The 14,535-nt window shown below is 67.1% G+C and carries 15 protein-coding genes and 3 pseudogenes; 10 read left to right on the top strand and 8 right to left on the bottom strand.

The annotated features are described in order from the left end of the window. Positions 1-151 precede the first annotated feature (151 nt). Entirely contained in the window at positions 152-793 is a 642-nt protein-coding gene (locus OG456_RS47085) for a histidine phosphatase family protein (protein WP_266571239.1), read from the top strand. A gap of 41 nt (positions 794-834) precedes the next feature. Next, entirely contained in the window at positions 835-957 is a 123-nt protein-coding gene (locus tag OG456_RS47080) for a hypothetical protein (RefSeq protein WP_266571238.1), read from the top strand. A 333-nt stretch (positions 958-1,290) separates the two neighbouring features. On the opposite strand, the gene OG456_RS47075 is transcribed toward OG456_RS47080, so the two are convergent. Then, complete coding sequence (locus OG456_RS47075) at positions 1,291-1,950, bottom strand: NADPH-dependent FMN reductase (protein WP_266571237.1); 660 nt, start codon at positions 1,948-1,950, stop codon at positions 1,291-1,293. Between the two features lie 547 nt (positions 1,951-2,497). Between OG456_RS47075 and OG456_RS47070 the strand changes: the two genes are divergently transcribed. Both OG456_RS47070 and OG456_RS47065 read left to right on the top strand, forming a co-directional pair. Then, a complete protein-coding gene (locus tag OG456_RS47070) occupies positions 2,498-3,184 on the top strand; it encodes an SDR family oxidoreductase (RefSeq protein WP_266571236.1) in 687 nt (228 codons plus the stop codon). Positions 3,185-3,308: 124 nt separating this feature from the next. Further along, positions 3,309-4,067 carry an SDR family oxidoreductase gene (locus OG456_RS47065; protein ID WP_266571235.1) on the top strand — a complete coding sequence of 253 codons (759 nt, stop codon included), beginning with the start codon at positions 3,309-3,311 and terminating at the stop codon, positions 4,065-4,067. Between the two features lie 18 nt (positions 4,068-4,085). Here OG456_RS47065 and OG456_RS47060 read toward each other — a convergent pair whose 3' ends face one another. Next, a complete protein-coding gene (locus OG456_RS47060) occupies positions 4,086-5,219 on the bottom strand; it encodes an alpha/beta fold hydrolase (protein ID WP_266571234.1) in 1,134 nt (377 codons plus the stop codon). A gap of 312 nt (positions 5,220-5,531) precedes the next feature. Here OG456_RS47060 and OG456_RS47055 point away from each other — a divergent pair, with 312 nt between their 5' ends. Continuing rightward, positions 5,532-6,158, top strand: coding sequence for an isochorismatase family cysteine hydrolase (locus OG456_RS47055; RefSeq protein ID WP_266571233.1), 627 nt, complete (start codon positions 5,532-5,534; stop codon positions 6,156-6,158). 236 nt (positions 6,159-6,394) lie between these two features. Here the strand turns inward: OG456_RS47055 and OG456_RS47050 are convergent. Both OG456_RS47050 and OG456_RS47045 read right to left on the bottom strand, forming a co-directional pair. Further along, a pseudogene (locus OG456_RS47050) lies at positions 6,395-6,514 on the bottom strand (IS701 family transposase); the annotation flags it as partial. 103 nt (positions 6,515-6,617) lie between these two features. Then, positions 6,618-7,004, bottom strand: coding sequence for a hypothetical protein (locus OG456_RS47045; protein ID WP_266571232.1), 387 nt, complete (start codon positions 7,002-7,004; stop codon positions 6,618-6,620). Between the two features lie 615 nt (positions 7,005-7,619). On the opposite strand from OG456_RS47045, the gene OG456_RS47040 reads away from it, so the two are divergent. Together OG456_RS47040 and OG456_RS47035 are read left to right on the top strand one after the other, a co-directional pair. Further along, the gene (locus OG456_RS47040) at positions 7,620-7,853 is read left to right on the top strand and encodes a hypothetical protein (protein WP_266571231.1); all 234 of its coding nucleotides are present in this window, start codon (positions 7,620-7,622) and stop codon (positions 7,851-7,853) included. Between the two features lie 499 nt (positions 7,854-8,352). Beyond that, positions 8,353-9,248, top strand: a pseudogene (locus OG456_RS47035) (IS5 family transposase). A 36-nt stretch (positions 9,249-9,284) separates the two neighbouring features. On the opposite strand, the gene OG456_RS47030 reads toward OG456_RS47035, so the two are convergent. After that, positions 9,285-9,446 carry a hypothetical protein gene (locus tag OG456_RS47030; protein WP_266571230.1) on the bottom strand — a complete coding sequence of 54 codons (162 nt, stop codon included), beginning with the start codon at positions 9,444-9,446 and terminating at the stop codon, positions 9,285-9,287. Between the two features lie 313 nt (positions 9,447-9,759). Between OG456_RS47030 and OG456_RS47025 the strand changes: the two genes are divergently transcribed. Both OG456_RS47025 and OG456_RS47020 read left to right on the top strand, forming a co-directional pair. Beyond that, a complete protein-coding gene (locus OG456_RS47025; protein ID WP_266571229.1) occupies positions 9,760-10,254 on the top strand; it encodes a MarR family winged helix-turn-helix transcriptional regulator in 495 nt (164 codons plus the stop codon). Then, entirely contained in the window at positions 10,251-10,706 is a 456-nt protein-coding gene (locus OG456_RS47020; RefSeq protein ID WP_266571228.1) for a MarR family transcriptional regulator, read from the top strand. The genes OG456_RS47025 and OG456_RS47020 overlap by 4 nt, the downstream gene beginning before the upstream one ends. 608 nt (positions 10,707-11,314) lie before the next feature. Here OG456_RS47020 and OG456_RS47015 read toward each other — a convergent pair. Further along, positions 11,315-12,658 carry an IS630 family transposase gene (locus OG456_RS47015; RefSeq protein WP_266571227.1) on the bottom strand — a complete coding sequence of 448 codons (1,344 nt, stop codon included), beginning with the start codon at positions 12,656-12,658 and terminating at the stop codon, positions 11,315-11,317. Between the two features lie 45 nt (positions 12,659-12,703). Here OG456_RS47015 and OG456_RS47010 point away from each other — a divergent pair. Next, a pseudogene (locus tag OG456_RS47010) lies at positions 12,704-12,976 on the top strand (ATP-binding protein); the annotation flags it as partial. Positions 12,977-13,746: 770 nt separating this feature from the next. Here the strand turns inward: OG456_RS47010 and OG456_RS47005 are convergent. Together OG456_RS47005 and OG456_RS47000 are read right to left on the bottom strand one after the other, a co-directional pair. Next, positions 13,747-13,923, bottom strand: coding sequence for a hypothetical protein (locus OG456_RS47005; protein WP_266571225.1), 177 nt, complete (start codon positions 13,921-13,923; stop codon positions 13,747-13,749). Positions 13,924-14,219: 296 nt separating this feature from the next. Next, the gene (locus OG456_RS47000) at positions 14,220-14,522 is read right to left on the bottom strand and encodes a DUF1876 domain-containing protein (protein ID WP_266571224.1); all 303 of its coding nucleotides are present in this window, start codon (positions 14,520-14,522) and stop codon (positions 14,220-14,222) included. Between the last annotated feature and the right edge of the window lie 13 nt (positions 14,523-14,535).

Here is a 14,535-nt window from a genome sequence, read left to right as displayed (position 1 = left end):
AAGACCTGTGCCAGGACCTCGTTTTGACAGCGCGGGGGTGCTTGCCAGGACAACAGCGGGGTGATCCGGGCGAGAGGTCCTGGTCATGCCGCAGTTGTCCGTACGCGACATTCCGCACGGGGGACGCTATCTACGAGAGGGGCACGCACCCATGCGCACTCTTTACGTCGTCACGCATCCAGAGGCGACGCACCACGTCGAGGGAGTCGTCGGCGGATGGCATGACTCGCAACTGACGCCCGCCGGTATCCGTGCGGCGGTCTCCATCGCCCAGGGGCTGCGGGCCCAGATCCCGGACGTTGCCGAGGTGGAGCTGTTCACCTCGGATCTGCATCGCACCCTGCGGACGGCCGATGAAGTGGCCGATGCGTTCGGCGTGAAGCTGATCCAGGATCGCAGGCTGCGGGAGAAGTCCTACGGTGAGGCGGAGGGAATGCCCCAGGAGTGGCTGGACCGGCGCTTCGTTCCGCCGCCGGCTGTCGGAGAGCGGATGGAACACGACGAGGGCGTGGAGGGTTCCGAGACCAAAGCGGCGTGGGCGCGGCGCATCTACGCGGCCATGGACGAGATCCTGCAGAGCTCTTGCGAGCACCAGATCATCGCGACGCACGGCGGCTCCCTGACGTTCGTCGTGGCGTCCTGGATCAAGATGCCGATCGAGTCGGCCGGCTACGCCAGTTTCCGAGCCCCCTCCGGCAGCATCACCACGCTCCGCGAAGACGACTTCTTCCACAACCGGCAAGTCGACAGCCTCGGTGACACCCTTCATCTCGACTCCGCCCAAGCCCGCTGACCTCATCCTTGCCCCCTGGGGGACGGCCACCCGCCTCGTAGGTGACAGGCCGTCCCACGCACCGACCACACCGCTACCACCGAGGGCTCCTGCGCGTCTTCTACCTATCTGCCCAGATCACCGCCCGCCTCTGCCTCACCTCCAAGACCTTCTACGACCGCTGAGCATTAGCGTTCGTCTGCGTTCGGCCTGCTGGAAAGCCGAATCCCGGGAGCATCTGGAGGCGGCCCGAGCCGCTCTTGGCTTTGGTGCACAGGTTCACCATGAGGCACGTGCCTGACCGCGGGCTCTCTCTCCCGCACCACACTCCGACTGCTTGACAACGACGACTGGGAATCAGTCACACGGAGGTGTGACTGAGCACTGGACCTGTCCGATGAGCGATGGACTTGTCGTGCTGTGTAATCGAGTTGGGAGGCCGGCTCCGTAGGGTCTCCTCCTCCCGGAACGGGACCGGGGGACACCGGAGGTTGAAGAGCGAGCTCAGCAAACACGGGTCATTCTTCGCTCCGGTGGGTGACTGGGGCGTCGGTGCGATCGCCGGGGAACTCGTACCAGCGGCGCTGCAAGCACACGAACTCAACGTCGGCACGTACCAGCCGCATGAACCCGCAGACTGTCTCGGCGAGCCGCTCGTTGGAGCCGGGGTGGGCGAGCCGGCCGTCCTCGGTGAAGGCCTCATGCGCGCGGGGCAGGCTGAACATGTCGGGGTAAACCCGTGTCCCGAGGTGTTCCAACGGGACCCGCAGCGCCCACAGACCACGGTTGCCGCCGATCATCGAAGGCGAGGAGGAGACCAGCAGCGCGTGCTTGGTTTTGAACGGCTGCGGTCGTACTCGGGAGACCCAGTCGATGGCGTTCTTCAGCAGTCCTGGAACGGAGGCGTTGTACTCGGGTGACGCGATCACGAACGCATGGCAGCGTTTGATTCTTTCGCACAGGGCCAAGGCGCCGCCGGGTAGTCCCTCGGAGTCCTCCACATCGCCGTCGTACAGCGGCATGTCGAAATCCCGCATCCTGGCCAGGTCGACCTCGGCACCGGTTTCGGCAATCAGGTTCGACACCAGTGAGGCGAGCCGTGCGTTGGTGGACCCGGCGCGCAGTGCGGCGCCGAATACCAGGATCCGAACGGGGCCCGGTTGAGTAACGATGGTCATGCTGTGGTCCCCTCTTCGCCGCGCGGTCATCCGCGGCAGCCAGTTTTCCTCAGCCCGGCCCGTCGGTCAGGACGACACACTGCGGTTCCGGGGCAGCGGAACGAGCCGTAAACGAGGGAACGCGGAGTACGGCTGATCGCAAGGTATGAGGTTGGGTCGCTTTCATGACGCTCTGCCCATGCCTGCGCCTGGCGCGCACGGCCGGGCCGGCGGCAGTCGCACAATGTGCCACGGCCGGATCGGCCCGCGCTGACGGTGAGAGGGGGCCCTACAGCGGGGAGCCGTCTCACATGCGGCGTTGCGGCGTTCGATGCACGCTGGTGGTGGAGAGGACTTCTCGCGTGGGCAACCTGCGTGCGCGACGACTCGGCCGTCCCGGCATGACCCGAATCTAGGTGAAGATCGAGAGCCGGCCTGCGGGGGATGAGTCTTCCTCTGCGCGAGTCGCGCGTGGACCTGGGGCGGCCCAGGACGCGGTCCGGTTCAGAACCTCCCATCGCAGGGTCGTCCCTCGCTGATCGGCAGGCGGCAGCGGGAAGGAAGCGCAATGGAGATCAAAGGATCGATTGCCCTGGTGACGGGGGCCAATCGTGGCATCGGCTACGCGTTCGCTCGCGCACTGATCGCGCGGGGGGCAGCGAAGGTCTACGCCGCTGTCCGCGATCCGGCGAGCGTGAGCGATAGGGACCTGACTCCGCTGCGTTTGGACGTCACCGTGCCGGAGGAGGTCGCCGCGGCGGCCGCGGCCGCCGGGGACGTCACCATGGTGATCAACAACGCGGGCGTCGGAGGTTTCGAGACCGAGCTGCTGAGGGGTTCCTTCGCCGGCGCACGCGAGGCGATGGAGATCAACTACTTCGGCACCTGGGCCGTCTCCCGCGCCTTCGCCCCGATCCTGGCGCGCAACGGCGGCGGCGCACTGATCAACATGCTGTCGACCGCCTCCTGGGCCTCTCGGCCGGACTATCCCGGGTATGCGGCCTCCAAAGCAGCCCAGTGGTCCTTGACGGGCGCGCTGCGGGAAGGCCTGCGCGAGCAGGGAACGCTCGTGATCGGTGTCCACGCCGGTTTCGTGGAGACGGATCTCAGCTCCTTCACGGACGCACCGAAGATCAGTGCGGAGGATGTTGCGGAGCAGACCATGGAGGCACTGGCGAACGACCGGGTCGAAGTCCTTACCGACGAGCGGACCCGGCAGGTTAAGCATGCTCTGTCGCGACCGGTCGAACGGTGAGGAGATGCCGGCTCGACCTGACGGATGCCGGCAGTGGATCACCGCCGGGTTCCTGCCGCAGCTCGACGAGGTGCTGGATCAGTCATCAGGACAACCTCGGCAAGATCGCAGCGCAGGAGGATTCATGACTGTTGAGCCGCCTGCGGGGAATGGCTCCCGCGACCAGGCCCTGTACGGGCAGACCCTCGTCGTCATCGGCGGGAGCGCAGGTATAGGGCTGTCGACCGCACGGCTGGCCCGTACCCAGGGCGCCTGCGTGGTCCTCACCGGACGGGACCCGGAACGGCTGCGCACCGCGGCCAAGGACGCCGACGCGCTCAGCACCGCGGCCTTCGACGCCCATGACCTGGTGCAGCTGGAGCGGTTCTTCCAGCAGCTGCCAGGGCCGATCGATCACGTGATGGTCACCGCGGGAGGTCCGTCCTACGGCCGCCTTCTGGACATGGACGCCGAGCAGGCACGCCGGGCGATCAGCGACCACATGGTGGTCGCACTCGAAGTCGCGCGCCACTGCGCCGGCACCGTACGGCCGGGCGGCACGCTGCTGCTTATGGGCGGCACAGGAGCCCGCCGGGTCCGGGCCGCTCTCGGTGTCGCCCCCGCGGTCACCGCCGCGATGCCCGCGTTCACGGCCAGTCTCGCACTCGAACTCGCGCCGGTCCGGGTGAACCTGATCGCCGCCGGCTTCGTGGACACGCCGTTGTCGGCCCGGCTGCTCGGCGACGCACTCGACGCACGTCGCGAGGAACTGCGCGCCACGCTGCCCATCGGCCGCGTGGTCGTACCCGAGGACGTGGCGGCGCTCGCGGTGCACATCATGACCAACACCGCACTCACAGGTGCGACGTACGACATCGACGGAGGCCAGCAGTTTGTCGGCTGAGCCGGACGTCGATGGCGGTCATATGCCGAGTGTCGCGGTGGCCCGGGGCTGTGTGCTCCGGGCTTGATCGCGGTACGGGGCCAGGAACGTGGTCAGCGCCGCCAGTACTTCCTGGGGGGCCTCCTCGGCCACCCAGTGGCCGGAGCCGGGAATGACTACGCTCCGCACATCGCGGGCGACAAGTTTCATGGTGCCGGCGACACTCTCGCCGAGGCTTCCGGCACCGCCGATGGCGAGGACGGGCAGCGTCAGCGGGCTCTTCTTGCGTTGCTGGTCCTGGGCGCTGGTGGTGTCGAGGGCCCGGTACCACCCGAAGCTGCCCCGCAAGGCGTCGTGATGGGAGGCGAGGATCCGGACGTAGTAGTCGACCGCGTAGTCGGGGAGTTTCCGTACGGCCTTGGTGGCGAACTGCCAGCCGAAGTAGATGTTTTCGCGTCCCCGGACGAGTTGTTCGTTCACGTCGGTGAGCCGGTTGAAGGGGATGTGCCACAGCCGGTTGTTGGCCTGCGCGGTACCGACCAGGGGCGGCAACGGGGTCACGGCCGGGAGGAACGCCTCGGCGACGGCCAGGCGGGCGACTCGCTCCGGGTGGTCCGCGGCCAGCGCGTAGGCGATGGGCATTCCGGTGTCATGGCCGACCACGGCGAACCGCTGGTAGCCGAGTGCGTCCATCAGAGTGACCATGTCGCGTGCCAGGGTGCGGGTGTCGTACCCGCTCTTGGGATTGTCGGTCAGCCCGATGCCACGCTGGTCGACGGCGATGACCGTGAAGTGTCTGGCCAGTGCCGGCATCACCAGGCGCCAGGCGTACCAGGTCTCGGGCCAGCCGTGTATCAGCAGCAGCGGCGGCCCCTCGCCTCCGACGACCACGTGCTGGCGGATTCCATTGGCCTGGACGAATCGGTCGGTGAACGTCTTGGTGAATCCAGCCGGCAGGTGTGGCGCCTGCCCGACGGAGCCGAGCGCCTCGGGCGTGGGCAGGGATGTGGCCTGGGGTTGCGGGGCCCCGCCGCGGAGTGTGACGGCGGTCAGTGCGACACCTCCCAGACCGAGCCCCAGCGCTCCCGCTCCGGCAGTGCGCAGCACGTGGCGCCGGGGCAATTTGGCGTTGGTCTGGTCGTCGGAGTCACCGTTCCCGGATGCCTGAGACATGGGCTCCCTTTCCCTGACGGGCGCTTGTCAGCGACATACAGTGACGCGCGGACCGTCTAGGGCGCCGTGGCAGCGAGGAGTGACAGCGCACCATGCCCGCACGCGCCTAGTGCAGGTCGCACGTTCGTTGAGCCTCATGCTTAGCCGTGCCCCGTGCTCCCGCAATCGGACCAGTCCGCCGTCGGCGCGCGTGGCGCCGACTGTGTGGTGAGACTGGGAGGGTCCGGATTGGCCGGACTGGTACGCCTGCTACACGGTCAGCGAGCAGATCGGGACCGAACCGCCCAAGTAGGGCCGGCACGGGGAGGAACCATGACCGAAACCTACGATCCTCGGCGCACGGCCGTCCTGCTGGTCGATCCCTACAACGACTTCCTCTCGGAGGGCGGCAAGGTATGGCCCCGTTTGGAGCCCGTGGCCAAGAGCGTCGATCTGCTGGACCACCTGCGGTCCGTGATCGCCGCCGCCCGCGAGAGTGGCGTGCGCGTGGCGTTCGTACCGCATCGCCGCTGGGAGCCGGGCGACTACGAGACGTGGGACCATCCGACCCCCTCGCAGCGGAAGATCCAGGAGTTCCACCACTTCGCCCGGGGCTCGTGGGGCGGGGAGTTCCACCCTGACTTCCAGCCGCGGACGGGCGAGGTAGTCGTGCAGGAACACTGGGGGTCGAGCGGGTTCGCCAACACGGACCTGGACATGCAGCTCAAGCAGCACGGCATCACCCACGTCGTTCTGGTCGGCGTACTGGCCAACACCTGCATCGAGGCCACCGCCCGTTTCGCCATGGAACTCGGCTACCACGTCACGCTTGTCACCGACGCCACTGCGGCCCTCAGCCCCGAGATGATGCACGCCGCTCACGAACTCAACGGCCCCACCTACGCCCAGGCCATCGTCACCACAGACCAACTCGTCGCCGCGCTCGACCGATCCCAGTGATCACTGCTGGCCGCGTCCCTGTGAAGGCTGCAGTGCCGTAGCGGGTCGGGTGCAATCAGCTGGCGTCGCGCCGGCATACGGGGTTCACGGTCGCGGAGGGGGAGGTGCTGACCGTCGGCCGGGACTGGTGAACGAGGACGGGAAGGCCATCGTCGATCAACGCCATCCGTTAAGAGCTGAGAGCAAGACGGTCGCCTCGTAGCGGGCGGCGAGCTTGTCGTGTCGCGTGGCGACAGCGCGGCGTCCGCGGTCACCCGCCTGAACGGGACCTTCTCTGTGATCGCCCGGCGGGCCTTCGCTCTGGCGATGACCACTTTCGTGTCGAAGGCGACCGTGTCCTTGATGCCGGCGGCACGAGAAACCAGCCACGCCAAAGTCCGTTGCAGTACGGGCGGCGTCTACGGCCACGTGCGATCGAAGCCTGCATCCGTGGTGTTGCAGGGGCCCGCGGTAGCCGTCTCAGCGGTATGAAGGCCCCTCGTACTCCGGTACCCGGTGGTGAGGTCCGTTGTGGTCCCGGGTCCAGTCGATCTGGTCGCTGACCCAGCGTCGTCGGCTGTCGTCGTTGTTCATCGGGTGACTGGCTCGGTTGTGGTGCAGGATCCATTCGACCTGGTCGCTGACCCAGTGTCGGCGGTCGTCGTGGTCGCTGTCCCGTCCCGCGTCCCGGCTGCGGCCGTCGTCAGGGGTGCCGAGCAGCTGCATGTGGTGGGAAACGATGGCTGTCGGGTCGTTGGCCGGGTGGGCCGCCGCCGAGGCGGGACCAGCCGTCGCGAGGAGTCCCGCCGCTGCGAACGTCACGGAAGCGGCCCCGACAGCAACACGTTGCGCAATGGTGAAAACCATGATCTTTTCCTCCTTGCTTATCCCGTGACCTGTATAACAGGCCGCGAGGGCTTGCCTTTAATCAGGCACTGACGACAGTACACGGGAGTAGTTGAACGATGAACTACTTGCTTAGTGAGGTGCGCCATGTCCTGAAAAGCCGTGGCGTCGATGGGCGGGCACTCATCAGGCTGTGCCTTGCCTTGCCTTGCCCTCGCTCTGGCTGCCGCGGCGCTCTTCCACCCCACGGATGCGCTGTGGCTGTCCCTGCCGATGGCGGCTTCCGGGCTGGGGGTGCGCCGCTGGCGGTCCGGTACTGCTTGCCGCCCTCGTCGCCGGACTCGCGCTGGGCGGCGCGCAGTGGGTCGTCGAGGCGTACCTGTCCTACGGCGGCGTGGCCGCGCGGCCACGCCGCCGTAGGACATCGAGGGCGGCATCGGCTGGCAAGTCGCGGTCGGCTACCACCTGCGCACACTGGCAGGCGGACCCGAACTGTGCCGCCCCTGCACGGTGCCCTGGAGACACCACACGAGCGCGATCTGGTGGTTGGTGACCCCGGTCCTCACACTCGGCGGCATCCTGGCGGCTGCCCGCGCCCGGCGCCTCGCCACGGCCCTGTTGCCCACCCTCTGCGCAGTGTCCGAAGCAGTCCCGTATCTGCTGCTCATCGACTACGCGGCGCCCCGCTTCCTGCTACCTGCCTATGCGCTGCCGGCCATCGCCGTCGCGGACGCCCTGGCCACCGTGTCCCGGTACGTACGCCCACGACTGCGGCCTGCCACCCTCGCCTCGGTTGCCGCTCTCGTCGCGGTGCAGCTGGTGAGCCAGCACGCCATCATGACCCGCGCCGCGCCGCGCCGACCGCCGTAGACGGCACCGGCGACTACAACCGCATCGCCGCCGACCCGCAGACCGACGGGGTACGGCCCCCCTGCCTGGTTACCGGCCGACTGGCCACTCCCGTCGCCTACCAGGCACGCTGCGCCTCCGTGCAGATCACCGGACATAGCCGGGCCACCACCTCGCAAGAATCCTCGCCAAGGACCGACATGAGCCGGTCGCCATCCTGGTACGGCCCCACCACAAGGTGCCCGCATATTCCCGCCGTTGGCCCTCGCGCCCCACGGCCTGCGCGTCCACCACGGGTACCGCGTCTACCTCTGACCTTGATGATCCGCTGCTCGCCGAAGTTGCCAACAGAGGACACCAACGCGCGCGAACACTCAGCCTCCGGTACTTGCAACAAGCTGAGCGCTCTAGTTGGCGGATGCTGCCAACTAGAGCATTCAGCCACAGCTGATGTGACTGAGCACGCTAGGGCTGTCCGATGGGTCAGTAATTCGCCTACCGGCTGGTCGTTCTGTCCGGTGTGGGACGGGGTGATCTTTCTGATGACGAGTTGGCACGACTCGAACCGCGTTTGCCCAAGAACCTTGGGCGGGGCGGACGTTGGCAGTGTCACCGGCGCGTGATCAACGGGATTCTGTTCCGGCAGCGCACCGGTCTGCCGTGGCGAGATCTTCCGACCCGCTTCGGGAAATGGAAGACGGTCTACGACCGCCATCGCAGGCGGTCCGCGGACGGCACCTGGCAGCGTGTGCTGCGGACGATCCAGGCCGACGCCGATAACGAGGGGCGGATCGACTGGAGTGTGGTGAGCGTGGACTCCACGGTCTGCCGCGCCCATCAGCATGCGGCTGGGGCTCATCACCGCCTGCCCCGGGTGCTGGGGCACCGGCGCCGTCCGGCCGAACATCGCCTTGATGAGGCGCTCGGCCGCTCACGGGGTGGTCTCACGACGAAGATTCATCTGGCGAGTGACGGCAGCTGCCGCCCATTCGCTGTGCTGATCACTCCCGGGCAGTGGGGTGACGCGTCACAGTTGATCAGGGTTCTGGATCGTGTTCGAGTCCCGCGCCAAGCTGGTGGTCACCCGCGGACGCGACCGGACCGGACCACGTGTGTGGCGATAAGGCATACAGCTCTCGCCGGAACCGCCGCTACCTGCGGCGACGCCAGATCAAGCACACCATCCCCGAGCCGAAGAATCAGAAGGTCAACCGCCAACGGCGCGGTAGCCGTGGCGGGCGGCCGACCGGCTTCGACAGCACTGCCTACAAAAGAAGGAACGCAGTAGAGCGTTGCTCGCGTTGCTCCAACGTTCTCAAGGGCTCCAGAGCCGTGGCGACTCCTTACGACAAGCGGGCCTACGTCTTCCACAGCACGGTCACTCTTGCGGCGATTCGGTTGTGGCTCCGCTACTGATCTCAGCCACCGCCGCGGATACCCCGGTTGGTTGCCTCAGTCGTCGGCGGCGACGATGAGAGTGATCTGGCCGGCCGAGCGGTCGATGAGCACGAACTCGTGAAAGTAGTCGTGCACACGTCCCCAGTCATGAATCGCCTCATCACCGAGCTCGCTGAGGTAGTAGATGCCATCAGCTGTGGCCAGGCGGGCGAACACCTCACTGGTTTCGGGCGGGTGGGTTTCCCGCCCTCGGCTCAGACATCCCTCCGCTATGCACGATCTTGACCTCGGACTCTCGGCCCGCCCGCGCTACTCCACGTGTGCGCGTCACGGAATGCGTGCCAGAGCCCGAGTTTTGACAGCCCTGGAGTACTGCCAGGGCAGCATCGAAGTGCTGTTTTGATCACGCAACAAGGCGGCGGTCCGGCTGGAGGCGTTCCGTCAGCCCGTCGCGGCGTCGCCACGGGTGCGCCGTCGCATCCGCCGAAAATAGTAGCCATGGACATAGTAGCCATGTACTCTATTCGGCATGAGTAAGGGTCTACCGGGCCCCACGCCCGGCTTCCTGGTATGGCGGCTCGCCAACAAGTGGCGCGTCGCGGTCGATCGTGCGATGGCTCCGCTGGGCCTCACCCACGCGCAGTACTCACTGGTTGCGTCACTGCACGGCATGCAGCGCGTCGGCGAGCGGCCCAGTCAGCGCCAACTCGCAGACCACACCGGCCTGGAGGCGTTGTACGTCTCGAAGCTGGCGCGCGCCTTGGAGACGGCCGGCCTGATCGAACGCACCCGCAACCCCCGCGACCCGCGCGCCGTGCAGCTCGCTCTCACCGAACAGGGCCAGTCCGTCGCGCGGCAGGCCATCGCGGTGGTCCAGGAGCTGCATCAGCAGTTGCTGGAGCCGCTCGGCGGCCGCGACGCCTTGCGGACCCGCGCGTTCACCGACGAGCTGACGACCCTGCTCGACGCACCTCTCGCTCCATCCGTACCGAACGACGAGAGCACTCAGGGGATAACACCATGACCACCACTGCACCCACCAACGCACCTGTCGCCGACGCCCGCGCCCTCGGCCTGGCCCACTACGCCGCCCGCGGCGTCCTGGAGCACGTCCTGGCCCGGCACGGCAGCACGTTCCAGCAGCAGGTCGCCCTGCGCGCCGCCCTCACCACCGACGCCCCGCAGGCGCCGGACGACCTCGTCGCCCAGGTCCAGGGCTCCCTCAAGGCCAATCCGGCCGACATCCGCGCCACTCTCGACGAGCTGCTCGCCAAGCAGCTGCTCGATACGGACGGCGCGCACCTTCGCCCCACGGACGCAGGGCGCGAGCTGGTCGCCACCGTCGGCGCGGAGACCACCCCCATCAGCGCCCGCATCTGGGGCGGGATACCCGCCGAGGACCTGGCCGCCGCCGGCCGCGTCCTCGCCCTGGTCACCGAGCGCGCCAACGCGGAGCTTGCGGCGCTGACCGCCTGACCTCCCGGCCGGGCCTGTCACTGGACCGATCCTGTGGGTATGTCCGTCGACGCAGGCCCTTCTTGGAGAGTCAGGCGTGGCGCTGGTCCACGGCTGAGGCGAGCCAGTCCATGGCCTGCATCGCGACGACGACAAGTCGGCTTGCGTCGAGGTGTGTTGGTGTCTTGAGCCGGAAAGCCATTTTGTTGCGCGTGGCGAAGAGCTGACCAAGGCCTTTCCACAGAACGGGATCCTCGGCCTCCAGGGACCGGCCGATCAGTCCCTGTGTGACGGGTCCCTAGAGTTCGACGGCCGTTCTGTGGGCTTCGGCGAGGGAGCGCAGGCTGGGGGAGGAGCCTGCAGGCCGACGTGACTGCAGTATCTGCTTGGCGTAGGTCTCCGCTGCCATCTGAGCCCGCCGCCAGGTCACCACCGAACCAGTGCCTCTGCGGATGATCCGCAGCAACCGCCTGCCCTCATCGTCATCAATTTCCCGGACCCGCACGCGTTCGGCCACGCGGTCATTCTGGCCGTCCGGCGCTTCCTGGCACAGCAACTGGGCCACACATCACGACACGGCGAACATTGCCTGATGCGGCACTAGTGTGATGCGCCAGAAATCCTGAGGGTTAGTTCTGCTCTGTTTTTTGGCTGGCGGTTCCGACCTTGGTGAGGTAGTCGGCGAGGGAGTTGAGGATCTCGTCGGCGGTCTTGGTCCAGGTGAAGGGCCGCGGGTTCTCGTTCCAGGTGTCGATCCACGCAGTGATGTCATCCTCCAGGGCCTTCACGGACCTGTGGACGCCGCGGCGGATGAGCTTGTCGGTCAGCAGGCCGAACCACCGCTCGACCTGGTTCATCCAGGAGGAGCCGGTCGGGGTGAAGTGGATGTGGAAGCGCGGGCGTTTACTCAGCCACGTCTTGATCTCGGCAGTGTTGTGGGTGGCGTAATTGTCACAGACGAGGTGGACGTCGAGTCCGGAGGGCACCGCCTTGTCGATCCGGACCAGGAACTTCTTGAACTGGATCGCACGGTGGCGGCGGTGGAGCTGAGATATGACAGTGCCGTCAGTGATGTTGAAGGCGGCAAACAGGCTGGTGATGCCGTGCCGGTAGTAGTCATGGGTGCGCCACTCGGGCATCCCCGGCATCATCGGCAGTACCGGCTGCGAGCGGTCCAGCGCCTGAATCTGGCTCTTCTCATCCACGCACAACACCACCGCCTTCTCCGGTGGGTGGTGATACAGGCCTACGACGTCGACGACCTTCGCGACGAACTGCGGGTCGGTGGAGAGCTTGAAGGAGTCCTGGAGGTGGGGTTTGAGGTCGAATTTCTTCCAGATCCGCCCGATGGTCGACTTCGACAGGCCGGTGCGTTGGGCCATCGAGGCCCGGGACCAGTGCGTGTCCCTGCCCGCGGTCGACTCCAGCGTGGCCACGATGACCTCCTCGACCTGGTCGAGGAGGATCGAGGGCGGCCGGCCCGAGCGGGGCTCGTCCTGCAGACCGTCGAGGCGTTTGGCGATGAACCGGGCCCGCCAGCGGTCCACGGTCGAGGTGTCGATGCCGAGGTCGGCTGCGGCCTGCTGGTTCGTCCCGCCCTCCGCGCAGCGCAGCACGATCTTGGCTCGCAACGCGAGGAACTGAGCGGTCTTGGCCCGTCGCGCCCACTGCGTCAGCTGCCTCCGCTCGGCCTCGTCCAGAACCAGGTCGGCCTTCGGCCGGCCAATCCGGCCGGCGTCCTCAAGCCCAGCCATCCGCTCTGTGGCGAAAGCCCGACGCCACTTGCCAACCGTCTTGGCCTGGACGCCGACAATCCGTGCGACGCCTGCGTTTGACATGCCGTCGGCGCACGCCAGGATGATGCGGGCCTTCTCGGCCGAGCGTCGGTGCGGCACTTTCGTCCGGCGCACCAACTCGGCGCGCTCGGCCTCGGACAGCGTGATCTCCACAGCAGAAGGGCCCGAATGCGACATGCCAACAGGGTAGTGACTAACCCTCAGGATTTCTGGCGCATCACACTAGTCACCAATGCTCTGCGTTACACGCGTGGCCCTCTGCGGCTCAACTTGCAGCTGCGCGGCTCCCGGCTGCGGTGCGAGGTCGAGGACACCGACCCCGCCGGCCCCGTACGTCGCCTCGTCGACACCGACGCAGAAGGTGGACGCGGTACCGAACTGCTCGATCTGCTCACCGAAGCCTGGGGCGGCACCTGCACGGCCACCGGCAAGACCACGTGGTACGAAATGCTGACGCAGACGCCTTCACCAATGGGGTCGCCTGCCTCCGACTGAGCTGGTCCCGGTGGGTCCGTACGGTCTCGGCGACGGCTGAATCCAGGCGAGAATCAACAGACTGATCGACAAGGACGTCCCTGATTCAGGGCAGCTCTCTTGGGTTGCGGCAGTTGTGCCCTCCGGAATCGAAAAAGCGGCCCCGCTACCTGGGTCGAAGTCGAAGTCGAAGTTCGGGTGGCGGGGCCCGCTTCATGGGTACTCGGATGCTCAGGCCGAATGTCGGGTAGGACAACAGGCGGCGAACGCTGCGCACTGCAAGGTCCTACGCCTGCGTGACGAGTACGGGCCGCCAACCGCGGCGGGCTGGGCTGAAACGCAGACGGCGAGTACTGAGACGGCATGGCGAGTCTGGCGGGACCTGGCCCGGGACACGCAGGCCGCAGTCACGGAGTACGCGTAGGAGCAGGGCGTTCCTCGACACGAAGCCGAGCAGGACGTGAAGACAAAGGCCCGGGCTGGCGCCTGAGTTGACGGCAGCTACGCCGCGCTGTCCGGCCATGCCTTCCGTTCGATCTACGACTGTTCCGTGGCTGCTGAGCCAGCGCGGACGCACCCGAACAGGGCGGCATTTCGGGAAAGGGTGGCCGCCCTATCGATCACCGTCCGTCGTCAGGGGGTCTGGACCACGCTGACGTCACTCACCTCGGCGCAGACCGCGTACGCCCGGAGCCTTCCGGGGGTGGTGGGCCTCCTCTCGGACCAGGCCATGACCGGGTTCGATTAGCTGGGAACGGAGAGGACAACTCCTCGCCCCTCAACGAGATTGGTCAGTCATCGCCCCTGACGACGTTCCAGTCGGGGCTCGCGTGGGACTGCCGCGAATCGTTGCTGTCGCTCCTCGCGGGGACGCAGGTGCGCAGAGGGTTTCCGCGTCGGCGTCGCGCCTTGGCCCAGCCTGTCTCGGGGCGGCGGGTGGTCGTGGTGTTGTTTACGTCCGTGGTCACGGCGTTTCAACTTCCTTCTGGTTCCGGCTCCACTTGAGCCGGCTGTGCCAGTGTCTGTCGGTTCGCTTTCAACTACCCCAGCCGAGTCCCCCTCGTTCGCTGCGGGAAACGTTGGACAGGGCCACAACGCGGGGGTTTGTGGAGCCAGCCGGTTGACCGTCAAGATGCACGATCCCGACCGCGTCAGCGTGATTCTGTGGATTTGGCCGCAGGAGCCCTGGTCAACTCCGCAACGTGTGCCTGCCCACCTGCCAGGTGCGCAGGCACACCACCGGAGGTACGTGCGGCAAAGGGGCCTACCTGGCCGGACCCGCGTCATCCGGCCAGCCATAGGCGGTGCGCGGCAGATCGGGTACGGCGCCCACCGCCGCCAGGTCCCGGTCGGCGGCGTGCATCAGCTGACCGGCCAGGTCGCGCATCGCCCGGCTCGCCGCGAGCTCGTCCCCTATCGCGGGGATTTCCACGTCCTGGGGATTGCAGCGCGCCTTGCCTCGTCCGACCATCTGCTTCTTCCCGTTGCCGAGCACCGCCCGGGCTTTGGTGATGCCGTTCTCCTCGGTCAGGTAGACGCCGACCTTCCACTCTTCGGCGTGTGTCATGACGTGCCTCCTC

It is taken from the genome of Streptomyces sp. NBC_01446 (assembly GCF_026340095.1).
Classification (GTDB): domain Bacteria; phylum Actinomycetota; class Actinomycetes; order Streptomycetales; family Streptomycetaceae; genus Streptomyces; species Streptomyces aureus.
This window is presented reverse-complemented; position numbering and strand designations above follow the sequence as displayed.